We start from the raw sequence: 13,143 nt of genomic DNA, 5'->3' as shown, positions 1-13,143 counted from the left end.
CATCCTTGTCGCCTGCGGCCTCGTGGGCCGCCCTGTCGCCGGTCGTGACTGAAGTTACCGGTGTGACGGTCGACTTCCGAGGATTGCGGTACCGACACGCAGGTGTGTCGCGCCGTGCGCGACGGCCTGCTCGAGGTCACCGCTCATCCCGGCGGAGAGCATCGTCGCGTCGGGGTGCTCGGCCCGGAGCCGCTCGGCGACCTCCGCCAGCCGGACGAAGGCGGCCCCCGGGTCCTCTCCCCGAGGGGCTACCGCCATGAGCCCACCGAGGGTCAGCCCGCTCTCGGCCACGGCGTCCGCCAGGGCCGGGACGTCGGCCGGCAGCGCTCCCCCGCGCCCGGGGTCGGAGCCGTCGAGGTCGACCTGGATGAGCCCGGTGATCGAGCGACCCGAGGCCTGCGCGCCGCGGTCGAGGGCGCGGACGATCTTGACCCGGTCGACGGAGTGGACGACGTCGGCCCAGCGCGCCACCTCCCCGGCCTTGTTGCTCTGCAGCTGCCCGATGAAGTGGGTCCGCACGCCCTCCGGCGCGCCGCCCTCCTCGGCGAGCTTGGCGGAGGCCTCCTGTGCCTTGTTCTCCCCGATATCGGTGACGCCGAGCGCGGCGAGCGCGTCGACGTCGCTGCGGGGGAAGTACTTCGTCACGACGACGAGGGTGACCTCGTCCGGCTGCCGACCGGCCGCGGCGCACGCGGCGTCGACCCGCTCGCGGACGGTGGCGAGGTTGGTCTCGAGCTCGGCGACCCGCTCCGGGGTGGCGCTCATCGGGTCATCCCGACGACGCCGGCGAATCGGCCGGTCTGCCCGTCCCGCCGGTAGGAGTAGAGGGTCGGCTCCTCGCGGGTGCACCCGGGCAGCCAGGTGACGTCGACGTCGAGGGCGACGAGCTGCTCGACGACCCCCGCGGCGACGTCGATGGCGGGCGTGCCCTGCCAGGTGGTGGCGAAGGCGGCGGGGTTCTCCCGGGCGGCGTCGGCGCGCATCGCCTCGGGCACCTCGTAGCAGCGGGCGCACACCGACGGGCCGACCGTCGCCTCGATGCGACGGGCGCCGAGGTCGCGCATGGCCTCGACCGCGGCCGGGACGACCCGGGCGAGCATCCCGGGGCGGCCGGCGTGGGCCGCACCGACGACGCCGGCCTCGGGGTCGGTGAGGAGGACTGGCGTGCAGTCGGCGACGAGGGCGGCCAGCGCCAGGCCGGGTGTGGTCGTGACGACGGCGTCGCAGGTCGGGACGCTGGCGGCGTCGCGCACCTCGACGACGTCCGCGCCGTGGACCTGGTCCATGTAGGCCACCGGCATCCCGACAGCCTCCTCGACGACCTGCCGGTTGCGCTCGACGTCGGCGAGGTCATCGCCGACGTGGACGCCGAGGTTGAGCCCGTCGTAGACGCCGCGGCTGGTCCCGCCGAGACGGTGGGTGACGACGCGGACGACCCCTCCGTCCCGTCGGGCCCAGCGCAGCGGCTGCTGCGTCGGGGCCTGGGGCGAAGGGGTCGTCACGGGTACGTCGGTCTGCGTCGCGCTCAGTCCCGGCTCACTTGAGGAAGTCGGGGATGTCGAGGTCGTCGCCCTCGTCGAAGGTCACCTGGCGCGGCGGCTGCTGGGCCTGGGGGCGCGCCTGCTGGGCCGGGGCGTCCTGGGCGGGGCCGCCCTGCACGGCGTCGCCGACGGGCGCCTGGCCACCCTGCGCCGAGGCCTGGGGTGCGGCGGCCGGCTGGCCCCCCTGGGGCTGAGCACCCTGGGGCTGGCCGACCTGAGGCTGACCGCCAGGAGCCTGACCGCCCTGGGGCTGGCCACCCTGCTGCGGAGCAGCCTGCGGGGCGCCCTGCTGGGGGGCCGGGGCGGCCTGCGCGGGACGGCCCTGCTGCGCTGCGGAACCCTGGATCGTGCCGAGGGCGCGCTCGTCGGGGCGACGGTTCGGGGTGCCGCCGTCGAAGCCGGCGGCGATGACGGTGACGCGCACCTCGTCACCGAGGGCATCGTCGACGACGGTGCCGAAGATGATGTTGGCGTCGGGGTGGGCAGCCTCCTGGACGAGACGCGCGGCCTCGTTGATCTCGAAGAGACCGATGTCGGAGCCACCCTGGATCGAGAGCAGCACACCGTGGGCGCCGTCGATGCTCGCCTCGAGGAGCGGGCTGCTGATCGCGAGCTCGGCGGCCTGGACCGCGCGGTCCTCGCCCCGGGCCGAGCCGATGCCCATGAGCGCCGAGCCGGCGCCCTGCATGACCGACTTGACGTCGGCGAAGTCGAGGTTGATCAGACCGGGCGTCGTGATGAGGTCGGTAATGCCCTGGACGCCGGAGAGGAGCACCTGGTCGGCGCTGCGGAAGGCGTCGAGCATCGAGACGGCGCGGTCGCTGATCGAGAGCAGCCGGTCGTTCGGGATGACGATGAGCGTGTCGACCTCCTCGCGGAGCTGACCGATACCCGTCTCGGCCTGGTTGGCGCGACGGCGACCCTCGAAGGTGAAGGGGCGCGTCACGACACCGATGGTCAGGGCGCCGAGGCCCCGGGCGATCTTCGCGACGACGGGCGCACCACCCGTGCCGGTGCCGCCACCCTCGCCCGCGGTGACGAAGACCATGTCGGCCCCCTTGAGGACCTCCTCGATCTCGTCGGCGTGGTCCTCGGCGGCCTTCTTGCCGACCTCCGGGTCGGCGCCGGCTCCGAGACCGCGGGTGTTCTCCCGGCCGACGTCGAGCTTGACGTCGGCGTCGCTCATGAGGAGCGCCTGCGCGTCGGTGTTGATGGCGATGAACTCGACACCCTTGAGGCCCACCTCGATCATCCGGTTGATCGCGTTGACACCTCCGCCGCCGATGCCGACGACCTTGATGACGGCGAGGTAGTTCTGGGCAGATGCCACGGGGTTCTCCTGGGTGCGTTGCGAGCGGCTGAGCGGGTTCGTCCACCGGGAGAGACCTTGCCAGAGATCTCGATCTCAACTTGAGATCACGTTTTGGTCACGCACGGTGTGGCGCTGACGTTATGCGTCCTGGGCCCCCGCCGCAAGAAGGCGACCCGCGTGTCGTGCGCTCAGCGGGTCACCGGGGTCGTCGGGGCGGACACGTCGAGCAGCTTCGGCTTCTTCTGGAGGAGCAGCTCAACCACCTTGACCTTGAGCTGAGGTTCGGAGCTGTCGCCCCAGACGACAGTCGTCCTCCCCGCTCTGAAGGTCACGTGGTCCGCCGCATCGACGGTCACCGAGCGGACCTGTCCACGGAGCTTCTCAGGCAGCGCCTCGAGCATCGAGCGAGCGGCCGAGACCCCCTCGGCGGAGACCGTCGCGCCCTGCGTCGCCGCGACCTTCGGCACCCCCTTCGGCGCAGACCGCACGGTGCGGATCCGCACGCCCTCCATGTCATAGACCTCTACCTGACCTTGAGATCGTTCCACGGCCAGCGCAGGCACCCTGGCGAGGACGTCGACGGACAGCGTGCGAGGCCAGGACCGCTCGACGCGGACCGACTGAACGCCGGGCAGCTCCTCGATCTCGCTCACGAGGTCGCCGGTGTCGACCCGCGCGAGAGGCGTCCCTCGGACTCCCGAGACGATCGCGGTGACCGCCTTCTTGTCCGCCGGGTCTGCCCCCGTGACGCTGATCGTCTCCGCGGTGAGGGCCGGGCTGAACCCGACGAGGTAGACCAGCCCCGTCACGACGGCGGCGACCACCGCACCCCAGAGCCACCGCCCCCGGCGTGCCGCGGCCACCTCGGCCGCGCGCTGCTCGAAGCGCTCGTGGGTGGGCTCGCCGCGTCGCCCGGTCATCGCCGCGTCAGACCCGTGACGATCTGGCCGGTCAGCGCCGTGACGTCGCCCGCACCCACGGTCATGACGAGGTCGCCGGGACGCGCCTCGGCGACGACATGGGCGACCGCCTCCTGCGGCGCGAGCACCTGGACCGCGCGGCCCGCGGCACGCAGCGGCGCGGCGACGATCTCGGAGGTCACCCCGGGGACGGGGTCCTCGCGGGCGCCGTAGATCTCGAGGAGCGTGATGTCGTCGGCAGGGGCGAGCCCGGCCGCGAACTCCTGCGCGAAGTCGGACGTGCGGGAGTAGAGGTGCGGCTGGAAGATCACGAGCAGCCGACCGGGCCGGGCGATCTCGCTCGCCGTCGCGACCACCGCGGTGACCTTGCCGGGGTTGTGCGCGTAGTCGTCGACGACGGTGACGCCGTCGACCTCTCCCCGGACCTCGAAGCGTCGCCGGGTGCCACCGAAGGCCGCGAGGCCGGCGAGGACGGCGTCCGCGTCGTGGCCGCAGCCGAGCGTCGCCGCGGCGAAGGCGGCCGCGGCGTTGAGCAGGTTGTGCCGACCCGGGACGCGGACCCGCAGCTCGTGGGTCGCACCGTCGACGGTCAGGGTGGCGCGGCCACCGCGCCCCTCGAGGACCGGCTCCCCGAGCCGGACGTCGGCGTCCTCCCCGAAGCCGTAGGTGACGACCCGGACCCTCGACGTCCCGGCGGGGGCGACCTCACCCCCTTCGCCCGCGCGCAGCCGGGCGGCGAGCCGAGCCGAGCCCTCGTCGTCGGCGCACGTCACGACGAGACCGCCGGGGCGCACCGTCCGCGCGAACTCGGCGTAGGCCTCCTGCACCGTCGCGTAGTCGCCGTAGAAGTCGAGGTGGTCGGGCTGGACGTTGGTGATCACCGCGACGTCGGGGTGGTAGACGAGGAAGGAGCCGTCGGACTCGTCGGCCTCGGCGACGAAGTCCGGGCCGTCGCCCAGCGCGGCGTTGGTCCCCTGCTCGGCCAGCTCGCCGCCCAGGGCGAAGGACGGCCGCGCCCCGAGGTGGAGCAGCGCGGAGGTAAGCATCGAGGAGGTCGTCGTCTTGCCGTTGGCGCCGGCGACCGCGACCCGGCGTTGCTCCCCCATCGCGGCCACGAGCCCCTGGCTGCGGTGCAGGACACGCACCCCGGCCGCCCGGGCCGCGACGAGCTCGGGGTTGTCGTCGCGGATCGCCGAGGAGACCACGACCGTGTCGACACCCTCGACGTGCTCGGCCGCGTGACCGACGTCGATGGTGGCGCCGCGGGTGCACAGCTCCTCGAGCACCGGGCCGTCCTTGGCGTCGCTGCCGCTGACCGTCAGCCCCGCGTCGAGGAGCAGCCGGGCGACGGCGGACATGCCCGCACCGCCGACGGCGAGGACGTGCACGCGGCCGAGCGCGGCGGCGGACGGCACCGGCGCGTCGACGTCGAGACGCAAGGGCAGCCGGTCGCGCACGCTCATCGGGATGCCCGCCCCTCTGCCCAGGCCCGGGTCACGAGGTCGGCGAGCAGCTCGTCACCGTCGCGCTCCCCCACCGCGTCGGCCGCCGCGGACATCGCCGCGACCCGCTCGGGGTCGGTGAGCAGCGGGACGACCTCGGAGGTCACCCAGGTCGGGGTGACGGCGGCGTCGTCGGTGAGCGCCCCGCCGCCGGCCTCGACGACACCGGTCGCGTTGAGCCGTTGCTCTCCGTTGCCGATCGGCAGTGGCACGTAGAGGCCCGGGAGCCCGACCGCGGTGAGCTCGCAGACGGTGTTCGCACCCGAGCGGCAGACCGCGACGTCCGCGGCGGCATAGGCGAGATCCATCCTGTCGACGTAGGGCACGACGGCGTAGGGCACGGCGGGGCTGCCGCCCCGAGGCACGAAGTCCTTGTCGCGCCCGGTGACGTGCAGGACCTGGACCCCGGCCTGCCCGAGCGCCGCGACGGACGCCGCGAAGGTGTCGTTGAGCCGCTTCGCGCCGAGCGAGCCGCCGGTGACGAGCAGCGTCGGCAGGTCCTCGCGCAGGCCGAAGAACGCCCGGCCCTCCGAGCGCAGCGCAGCCCGGTCGAGGTGGGCGATCTCGCGGCGCAGCGGCATGCCGACGAGCTGCCCGTGAGCGAGCCGGGTCTGGGCGAAGGTGATGCCGACGTGCCGCGTGAGCCGCGCACCGACCTTGTTGGCCATGCCGGCGCGCGCGTTCTGCTCGTGGATGGCGATCGGCACCCCGCGGCGCCGCGCGGCGAGGTAGACCGGCGTCGAGACGTAGCCGCCGAAGCCGACGACGACCTCCGCGCGCGAGCTCTCGATGATCTCGCCGGCGCGGGCGACCGCGCGCCGCAGGTTGCCGGGCAGACGGAGCAGGTCGCCGGAGGGGCGCCGCGGCATGGGCACCTTGGGGATCGTCGCGAGCTCGTAGCCGCGCTCGGGGACGAGCCGGGACTCCAGGCCCGCCTCGGTGCCGACGGCGAGGATCGTGACGTCCGGGTCGCGGCGGCGCAGGCAGTCGGCCAGCGCGAGGAGCGGGGAGACGTGGCCGGCGGTTCCACCTCCGGCGAGCAGGACGCTGCGTGGGCTGGTGGGCGCGAGGCTCATGGGGTCGGCTTGCTCCGTCGGACGAAGGGGATGGGCAGGTGGGCGGTCATCGCCCGGAGCCGGGAGGGGCGGGCCGCGAGGGCGGCCGCGCACGTCGGCTCGGAGCGGGCGAAGGACAGGAGGACGCCGACGGCGAGCATCGTCGTCACGAGCGAGGAGCCACCGGCGGAGACGAAGGGCAGCGGGACGCCGATGACCGGGAGCATGCCGATGACCGAGCCGATGTTGATCATCGCCTGGGCGAGGATCCACGTGCAGATCCCGGCCGTGGCGACACGGACGAAGAAGTCGTCGGTGGCGTTGACGATCCGGATGCCGATGACGGCGAAGCCGGCGAAGAGCGCGATGAGACCGAGGCTGCCGAGCAGACCGAGCTCCTCGCCGACGATCGCGAAGATGAAGTCGTTGTACGGCTCGGGCAGCCAGCCCCACTTCTCGCGGCTGTTGCCGAGGCCGACGCCCCACCAGCCGCCGTCCGCGAGCGCGTAGCGACCGTGGATCGACTGGCGGCACATGCCGTAGTAGAGGTCGGTGCCGGGGGCGCAGCGGGTCGGGTCGAGCCAGATCGCGATGCGCTCCATGCGGTTGCTGCTCACCGAGGCCATGACGGCGCCGAGCACGGCGAAGACACCGAGGCCGAGCGCGAACCAGCGCAGCCGCAGCCCGGAGGCGAAGAGCATGCCGACGACGATCGAGGCGATGACCATCGCCGTCCCGAGGTCGTGACCGAGCATGACGAGGACGAGGATCGTCATCGCCGTCGGCAGGACGAAGGGGATGACGGCGTGCCCGAGCGAGCCGAGCAGGGCCCGCTTGCGCTCGAGCATGAGGGCGCCACCGAGGACGAGCCCGATCTTGGCGATCTCGCTCGGCTGGATGCTCGCCGACCCGACGCCGATCCAGTTCTTGTTGCCCTGGAAGCCGTAGCCGATGAAGGGCACGAGGGCGAGCAGGACGAGACCGACCGCGAGCAGGGCGAGGGCAGACCTCCGCCAGAAGGCCACCGAGCGCGTCGAGGCGAACCACATGACGCCGAGGCCGACGACCGCGAAGAGCAGCTGCTTGAGGAAGATCGTCAGGGAGGAGTCGTTCTCCTTGAGCGAGATGATCATCGACGCCGAGAGGACCATGACGAGGCCGATCCCGACGAGCAGCCCGACGATGCCGAGGAGCCCGTAGTACGTGGTGAGCGGCGACTCGAGGGTGCTCGTCCAGGCGCGGGCACGCCGGCCGCCGACCCGCGACGCGAGGCCGGGTGCCCGGCCCCCGCTCGTCGCGTTGCTGCTCATCGACTCATCCCCGCTCGTAGTGGCGCCGCACGGCGGCGGCGAAGGCGTCACCCCGGGCGCCGTAGTTCTCGAACATGTCCATGGAGGCCGCCGCAGGGGCGAGGAGGACGACGTCACCCGGCTGGGCGGTCGCCGCCGCCTGCCCGACGACGAGATCCATCGCCTCAGTGTCGGCCGATGCGATGTCGAGGACGGGGATATCGGGCGCGTGTCGCCGGATCGCCTCGGCGATCTGCTGACGGTCGCGCCCGATGAGGATCGCGGCGCGCAGCCGGTGGGCGTTGGCGGCGACGAGCTCGTCGACGTCGGCGCCCTTGAGCAGCCCGCCGGCGACCCACACGACGTGGTCGTAGGCGGAGAGCGAGGCGGCAGCGGCGTGCGGGTTGGTCGCCTTGCTGTCGTCGACCCAGTGGATCTCGTCGGCGGTGAGGACGTGGGCGATGCGGTGCGGCTCCGGGCGCCAGGCGCGCAGCCCGTCGCGGACGGCGACCGGCGGGACCCCGCAGGCCCGGGCGAGCGCCGCGGCGGCGAGGGCGTTGGCGACGACGTGGTCGGGCACGCCCGGCCCCTCGGCCCCCTCGACCGCCCCGAGGTCGGCGACCGAGGCGAGCTCGGCGGCCTGGTGCGTGCGGTCCGGGACGAAGGCCCGGTCGACGAGGAGGTCCTCGACCCGCCCGAGCATCGAGGGGGCCGGGCTGCCGAGGGTGAAGCCCACGGCGCGGCAGCCCTCGACGACGTCGGCCCGCTCGACGAGCGTGCGCGTCGCGACGTCGGCGACGTTGTAGACGCAGGCGACCTCGGTGCCCTCGAAGACCTTGCCCTTGGCGGCGAGGTACTCCTCGTAGCTGCCGTGCCAGTCGATGTGGTCGGGCGCGATGTTGAGGCAGGCCGAGGCGAGCGGACGCACCGAGTCCTGCCAGTGCAGCTGGTAGCTGCTCAGCTCGACGGCGATGATGTCGAAGGGCTCGGGGTGGAGCACCGCCTCGAGGATCGGGGTGCCGACGTTGCCGGCGCTGCAGGCGCGCAGGCCGGCGGCGGTGAGGATCGAGGTGAGCATCTGCACCGTCGTCGTCTTGCCGTTGGTGCCGGTGAGGGTGAGCCAGGGTGCTCCCCCGTCCTCCGGTCGCATCCGCCAGGCGAGCTCGACCTCGCCCCACACGGGGATGCCGCGCCCGACGGCCGCGGCGAGCAGCGGCTGCGACGGCGGCCACCCGGGAGAGGTGACGACGAGGTCGGCACCCACGAGGACCCCTTCGTCCTGCGCGTCGCCGAGGTGCAGCCGGGCACCGAGAACCTCGAGGATCGTGGCCCGATGGGCCATCTCGGACCCCTCGACCGGGGTACCCCCGTCGACGACGGTGACCTCGGCGTCCCGCTCGAGCAGGGCGTCCGCCGCGGCGAAGCCGGAGATGCCGAGGCCGGCGACGACGACGCGCAGGCCGGACCAGTCGGCGTCGCGGTGGGTCAGGTGCTGGAGACGCCAGGTGCTCACGCGCCGACGACCCACTCGGCGTAGAAGATGCCCAGGCCGAGCGCGACGCACAGGCCGGCGACGATCCAGAAGCGGATGACGATCGTCACCTCTTGCCACCCGAGGAGCTCGAAGTGGTGCTGGAGCGGTGCCATCCGGAAGACCCGCTTGCCGGTCGTCTTGAAGCTCGCGACCTGGATGATCACCGAGAGGGTGATGGCGACGAAGAGCCCGCCGAGGATGACGATGAGCAGCTCGGTGCGGGTGGTGATCGCCAGGCCGGCGAGCGCGCCGCCGAGGGCGAGCGAGCCGGTGTCGCCCATGAAGATCTTCGCGGGCGAGCCGTTCCACCACAGGAATCCGAAGCACGCGGCCATGCCGGCGGCGGCGACGACGGCGAGGTCGAGCGGGTCGCGGGCCTCGTAGCACTTGACGGACGGCGAGACGTGGCAGTTCTGGTTGAACTTCCAGATCGAGATGAGGACGTAGGCGGCGAAGACCATCGCCGACGCCCCGGTCGCGAGCCCGTCGAGACCGTCGGTGAGGTTCACCGCGTTGCTCGTGCCGGCGATCATGAGGTTGGCCCAGATGACGAAGAGCACGATGCCGACCATCGGCCCGGCGAAGGCGAGGTCCAGCGGCAGGTCGCGCACGAAGGAGATGTGCGTCGAGGCGGGCAGGCGGCCGCTCTCGTCGGGGAACTGCAGCGCGAGCACGGCGAAGATCACGGCGACGAGGGTCTGCCCGATGAGCTTCTCGTGGGAGCGCAGGCCGAGGCTGCGCTGCTTGCTGATCTTGATGTAGTCGTCGGCGAGGCCGACGGCGCCGAGGCCGGCCATGAGGAAGAGGACGAGCAGGGCGCTCACCGTGGGCCGCGACCACGTCGCGAGGTGGGCCACGAGGTAGGCGACGACGGTCGCGGTGATGATCACCGCCCCGCCCATCGTCGGGGTGCCGCGCTTGGTGTGGTGCGAGGTCGGGCCGTCGTCGCGGATGAACTGGCCGTAGCCCTGCTTCACAAGGACCTTGATGAACATCGGGGTCCCGAGCAGCGCCACGACGAGTGACACGACCGATGCGATGAGCACCGCCTTCACTGCCCGACCTCCTTCTCGCTGAGTCGATCTCCGAGCCACCGTAGCCCCGCGTCGCGGCTCGACTTGAGAAGCACGACGTCTCCGTCGGCGAGTCGCGCGGTGAGCAGCTCCTCGGCGGCGTCGACGTCGCTCACGTGCTCGACGGTGGTCACGCCCGCCGAGCGGGCACCCTCGGCGATGTCCGTGGCGAGCCCGCCGACAGCCACCACGGTGTCGATGCCGAGCTCGCCGGCGAGCCGGCCGACCCCTCGGTGGAGCGCGGGCGACTCCTCCCCCAGCTCGAGCATCGAGCCGAGGACGGCGACGCGACGGCCGCTCGCGGACATCGCGGCGAGGGCGTGCAGGGCCGCGGCCATCGAGTCGGGGTTGGCGTTGTAGGCATCGTTGACGACGCGGACCCCGTCGGCCCGCTCGGTGACCTCCATGCGCCAGCGGCTGGCCGGGCGCACGTCGGCGAGCGCGGCGACGATCGCCTCGAGGTCGAGCCCGCACGCCTGGGCGGCGGCGATGACGGACAGGGCGTTGCCGACGTGGTGGCGGCCGACGAGCGGCAGGCTCACCTCCGCCGTGCCGAAGGGGGCGGTGACGGTGAAGCGGGGACGGCCGCCCTCGTCGAGGGTCACGTCGGTGGCGCGGACGTCGGCGTCCTCGGCCTCGCCGACGAGGACCACCCGGGCGGTGGTCACCCCGGCCATCGCGCGCACGCGGGGGTCGTCGGCGTTGAGCACCGCGACGCCGTCGGCGGGCAGGGCGCGGACGAGCTCGGACTTGGCGAGCGCCACCTGGTCGATCGAGCCGAACTCCCCGACGTGCGCGTGCCCGACGTTGAGCACGACCCCGACCTGGGCCGGGGCGATCTCGGTAAGGTACTCGACGTGGCCGACCCCGCGGGCACCCATCTCGACGACGAGGTAGCGGGTCGCCTCGGTGACGCGGCAGACGGTGAGCGGCACCCCGACCTCGGAGTTGTAGGAGCCCTGCGGGGCGACGGTCTCCCCTGCCGTGGCGAGGACCGACCCGAGGAGGTCCTTGGTGCTCGTCTTGCCGGAGGACCCGGTGATCCCCACGACGTGGAGCTCGGGCAGGCGGTCGATGAGCGCGCGGCTCAGCGCGACGAAGGCGTCCTGGGTGTCGTCGACGACGACGCAGGCGAGCTCGTCGACGACCCGGGTGGTCAGGGCCGCGGTCGCACCCCGCTCGGCGGCCTGACCGGCGTAGTCGTGCCCGTCGGCGTGCTCGCCGACGCGGGCGACGTAGAGGCTGCCCACCTCCGCCTCACGGGCGTCGGTGACGACGGGCCCGCTCACGGTGGCGCTCTCGTCGCCGTGGGGCGTGCCACCGGTGACGGCGGCGACCTCGACGAGGGTCATGGGGATCATCGGGTGCTCTCCTGGGCCAGCGTGCGCAGCACCTCGGCGGCGACGAGGCGGTCGTCGAAGGGGGTGATGACCCCCTGGATCTCTTGTCCGGTCTCGTGGCCCTTGCCGAGGAGGGCGACGACACCGCCGGGTCCGGCGGCCCGGACCGCGTGCTCGACCGCGACGCGCCGGTCGGGGACGACCTCGACGTCGGCCCGGCCCTCGCGAGCGCCGGAGGCGACGGCCTCGCGGATCGCGGCGGGGTCCTCGGCGCGCGGGTTGTCGTCGGTGACGATGACGAGGTCGGCGTGGTCGGCGGCGGCGCGGCCCATGTCCGGGCGCTTGCCCGGGTCGCGGGAGCCGCCGGCACCGAGCAGGGCGACGAGGCGACCCCGAGTGCTCTCGCGCAGCGCGGCGACCGCCGAGGCGACGGCGTCCGGGGTGTGCGCGAAGTCGACGACGACCCGCGGCAGAGCCTGCGCGTCGACGCCCTCGGGGGCCGGCACCGGCTCCATCCGGCCGGGGACGCGGGGCTTGGCCCGCACCGCCGCGACGACCGCCTCGCGGTCGTGCCCGGCGAGGAGCAGCGCCACGGCGGCCATCGCCGTGTTGGTCCGGTTGAAGGCGCCGGCGAGCCCGCTGCGCAGAGCCAGCTGCCCCCCTTCGCCCGAGAGGACGAAGTCCTGGTCGTCGACCGAGGTGATGACGAAGTCGGCCGGGACGGCCGGGTCGGAGCTCACCGTGCGGCACGGGATCTCGCAGGCCTCGGCGATCCGGCGCCCCCACGCGTCGTCGACGCAGACGACGGCGGCGCGGGCACGCCCGGGCGCGAACAACGACGCCTTGGCGGCGAAGTAGTCCTCCATGTCGTCGTGGAAGTCGAGGTGGTCCTGGCTGAGGTTGGTGAAGAGCGCGATGTCGTAGACGACCTCGTCGACGCGGTGGAGGACGAGCGCGTGGCTGCTGACCTCCATGACGCAGTCGTCGATGCCGCGATCGGACATGACGCGCAGCAGGGCGTGCAGGTCGGGGCTCTCCGGGGTGGTCCGGGCGCTCGGCACCCGCTCCTGACCGATCGTCGTCTCGACGGTGCCGATGAGCCCGGTCGTGCGACCGAGCGCCTGCAGCGCGGAGGTGAGCAGGTAGGCCGTCGTCGTCTTGCCGTTGGTCCCGGTGATGCCGAAGGTCCGCACGCCCGGACCCTCGGGCAGCGCCGTGCCGTAGATCGTCGCGGCGACCCGGGCGAGGACCGCGCGGGGGTCGGGCACGACGATGGCGGGCAGGTCGACGCCGGCGTCCCGGGCGATGCCCAGGCCGGCCTCGTCCGTGAGGAGGGCGACGGCGCCCGCCTCGGCGGCCTTCGTGGCGTAGGAGGCGCCGTGGGCGTTGGCGCCGGGCAGCGCGGCGTAGAGGTCTCCGGGGTGGACCGTGAAGGTGCTCAGCGTGACGCCGGTGACCTCAGGCAGGTCGCCGGAGGGCCCTGGGACGAGCTCGCTCAGGGGTCCGGCAGAGCCCGACAGCGCGCTGAGCGGTGTCGGCTCGACAGACTCCGGGCGGGGTGAGGGCACGAGGTGCGA

General features: G+C 73.3%; 11 protein-coding genes. All 11 read right to left on the bottom strand.

Annotated features, from left to right (window positions below; genetic code table 11):
- Positions 1-54: 54 nt before the first annotated feature.
- Positions 55-765: a YggS family pyridoxal phosphate-dependent enzyme gene (locus JNO54_RS08005; RefSeq protein ID WP_204143423.1), complete on the bottom strand. Its 711-nt coding sequence runs from the start codon at positions 763-765 to the stop codon at positions 55-57.
- Positions 762-1,502, bottom strand: coding sequence for a peptidoglycan editing factor PgeF (pgeF, locus tag JNO54_RS08000; RefSeq protein WP_307818121.1), 741 nt, complete (start codon positions 1,500-1,502; stop codon positions 762-764). The genes JNO54_RS08005 and pgeF overlap by 4 nt, the downstream gene beginning before the upstream one ends.
- A 34-nt stretch (positions 1,503-1,536) precedes the next feature.
- Positions 1,537-2,871 (bottom strand): cell division protein FtsZ, encoded by a 1,335-nt coding sequence (ftsZ, locus tag JNO54_RS07995; protein ID WP_204143422.1) that lies wholly within the window; start codon positions 2,869-2,871, stop codon positions 1,537-1,539.
- 170 nt (positions 2,872-3,041) lie between these two features.
- Positions 3,042-3,773, bottom strand: coding sequence for a cell division protein FtsQ/DivIB (locus JNO54_RS07990; protein WP_204143421.1), 732 nt, complete (start codon positions 3,771-3,773; stop codon positions 3,042-3,044).
- Complete coding sequence (gene murC / locus JNO54_RS07985) at positions 3,770-5,236, bottom strand: UDP-N-acetylmuramate--L-alanine ligase (protein ID WP_204143420.1); 1,467 nt, start codon at positions 5,234-5,236, stop codon at positions 3,770-3,772. Before murC ends, JNO54_RS07990 begins: the two co-directional genes overlap by 4 nt.
- Positions 5,233-6,351: an undecaprenyldiphospho-muramoylpentapeptide beta-N-acetylglucosaminyltransferase gene (gene murG, locus JNO54_RS07980; RefSeq protein ID WP_204143419.1), complete on the bottom strand. Its 1,119-nt coding sequence runs from the start codon at positions 6,349-6,351 to the stop codon at positions 5,233-5,235. Before murG ends, murC begins: the two co-directional genes overlap by 4 nt.
- Positions 6,348-7,640 (bottom strand): putative lipid II flippase FtsW, encoded by a 1,293-nt coding sequence (gene ftsW, locus JNO54_RS07975; RefSeq protein WP_204143418.1) that lies wholly within the window; start codon positions 7,638-7,640, stop codon positions 6,348-6,350. The genes murG and ftsW overlap by 4 nt, the downstream gene beginning before the upstream one ends.
- 4 nt (positions 7,641-7,644) lie before the next feature.
- Positions 7,645-9,132, bottom strand: coding sequence for a UDP-N-acetylmuramoyl-L-alanine--D-glutamate ligase (murD, locus tag JNO54_RS07970; RefSeq protein WP_307818120.1), 1,488 nt, complete (start codon positions 9,130-9,132; stop codon positions 7,645-7,647).
- The gene (gene mraY, locus JNO54_RS07965; protein ID WP_204143416.1) at positions 9,129-10,208 is read right to left on the bottom strand and encodes a phospho-N-acetylmuramoyl-pentapeptide-transferase; all 1,080 of its coding nucleotides are present in this window, start codon (positions 10,206-10,208) and stop codon (positions 9,129-9,131) included. The genes murD and mraY overlap by 4 nt, the downstream gene beginning before the upstream one ends.
- The gene (locus JNO54_RS07960) at positions 10,205-11,587 is read right to left on the bottom strand and encodes a UDP-N-acetylmuramoyl-tripeptide--D-alanyl-D-alanine ligase (protein ID WP_204143415.1); all 1,383 of its coding nucleotides are present in this window, start codon (positions 11,585-11,587) and stop codon (positions 10,205-10,207) included. The genes mraY and JNO54_RS07960 overlap by 4 nt, the downstream gene beginning before the upstream one ends.
- A complete protein-coding gene (locus tag JNO54_RS07955) occupies positions 11,584-13,134 on the bottom strand; it encodes a UDP-N-acetylmuramoyl-L-alanyl-D-glutamate--2,6-diaminopimelate ligase (RefSeq protein ID WP_307818119.1) in 1,551 nt (516 codons plus the stop codon). The genes JNO54_RS07960 and JNO54_RS07955 overlap by 4 nt, the downstream gene beginning before the upstream one ends.
- Positions 13,135-13,143 lie beyond the last annotated feature (9 nt).

The sequence above is a fragment of the Janibacter endophyticus genome (assembly GCF_016888335.1).
Classification (GTDB): domain Bacteria; phylum Actinomycetota; class Actinomycetes; order Actinomycetales; family Dermatophilaceae; genus Marihabitans; species Marihabitans endophyticum.
Note: the sequence above shows the minus strand (reverse complement) of the source record. Positions and strands in the feature narration are given on the sequence as shown.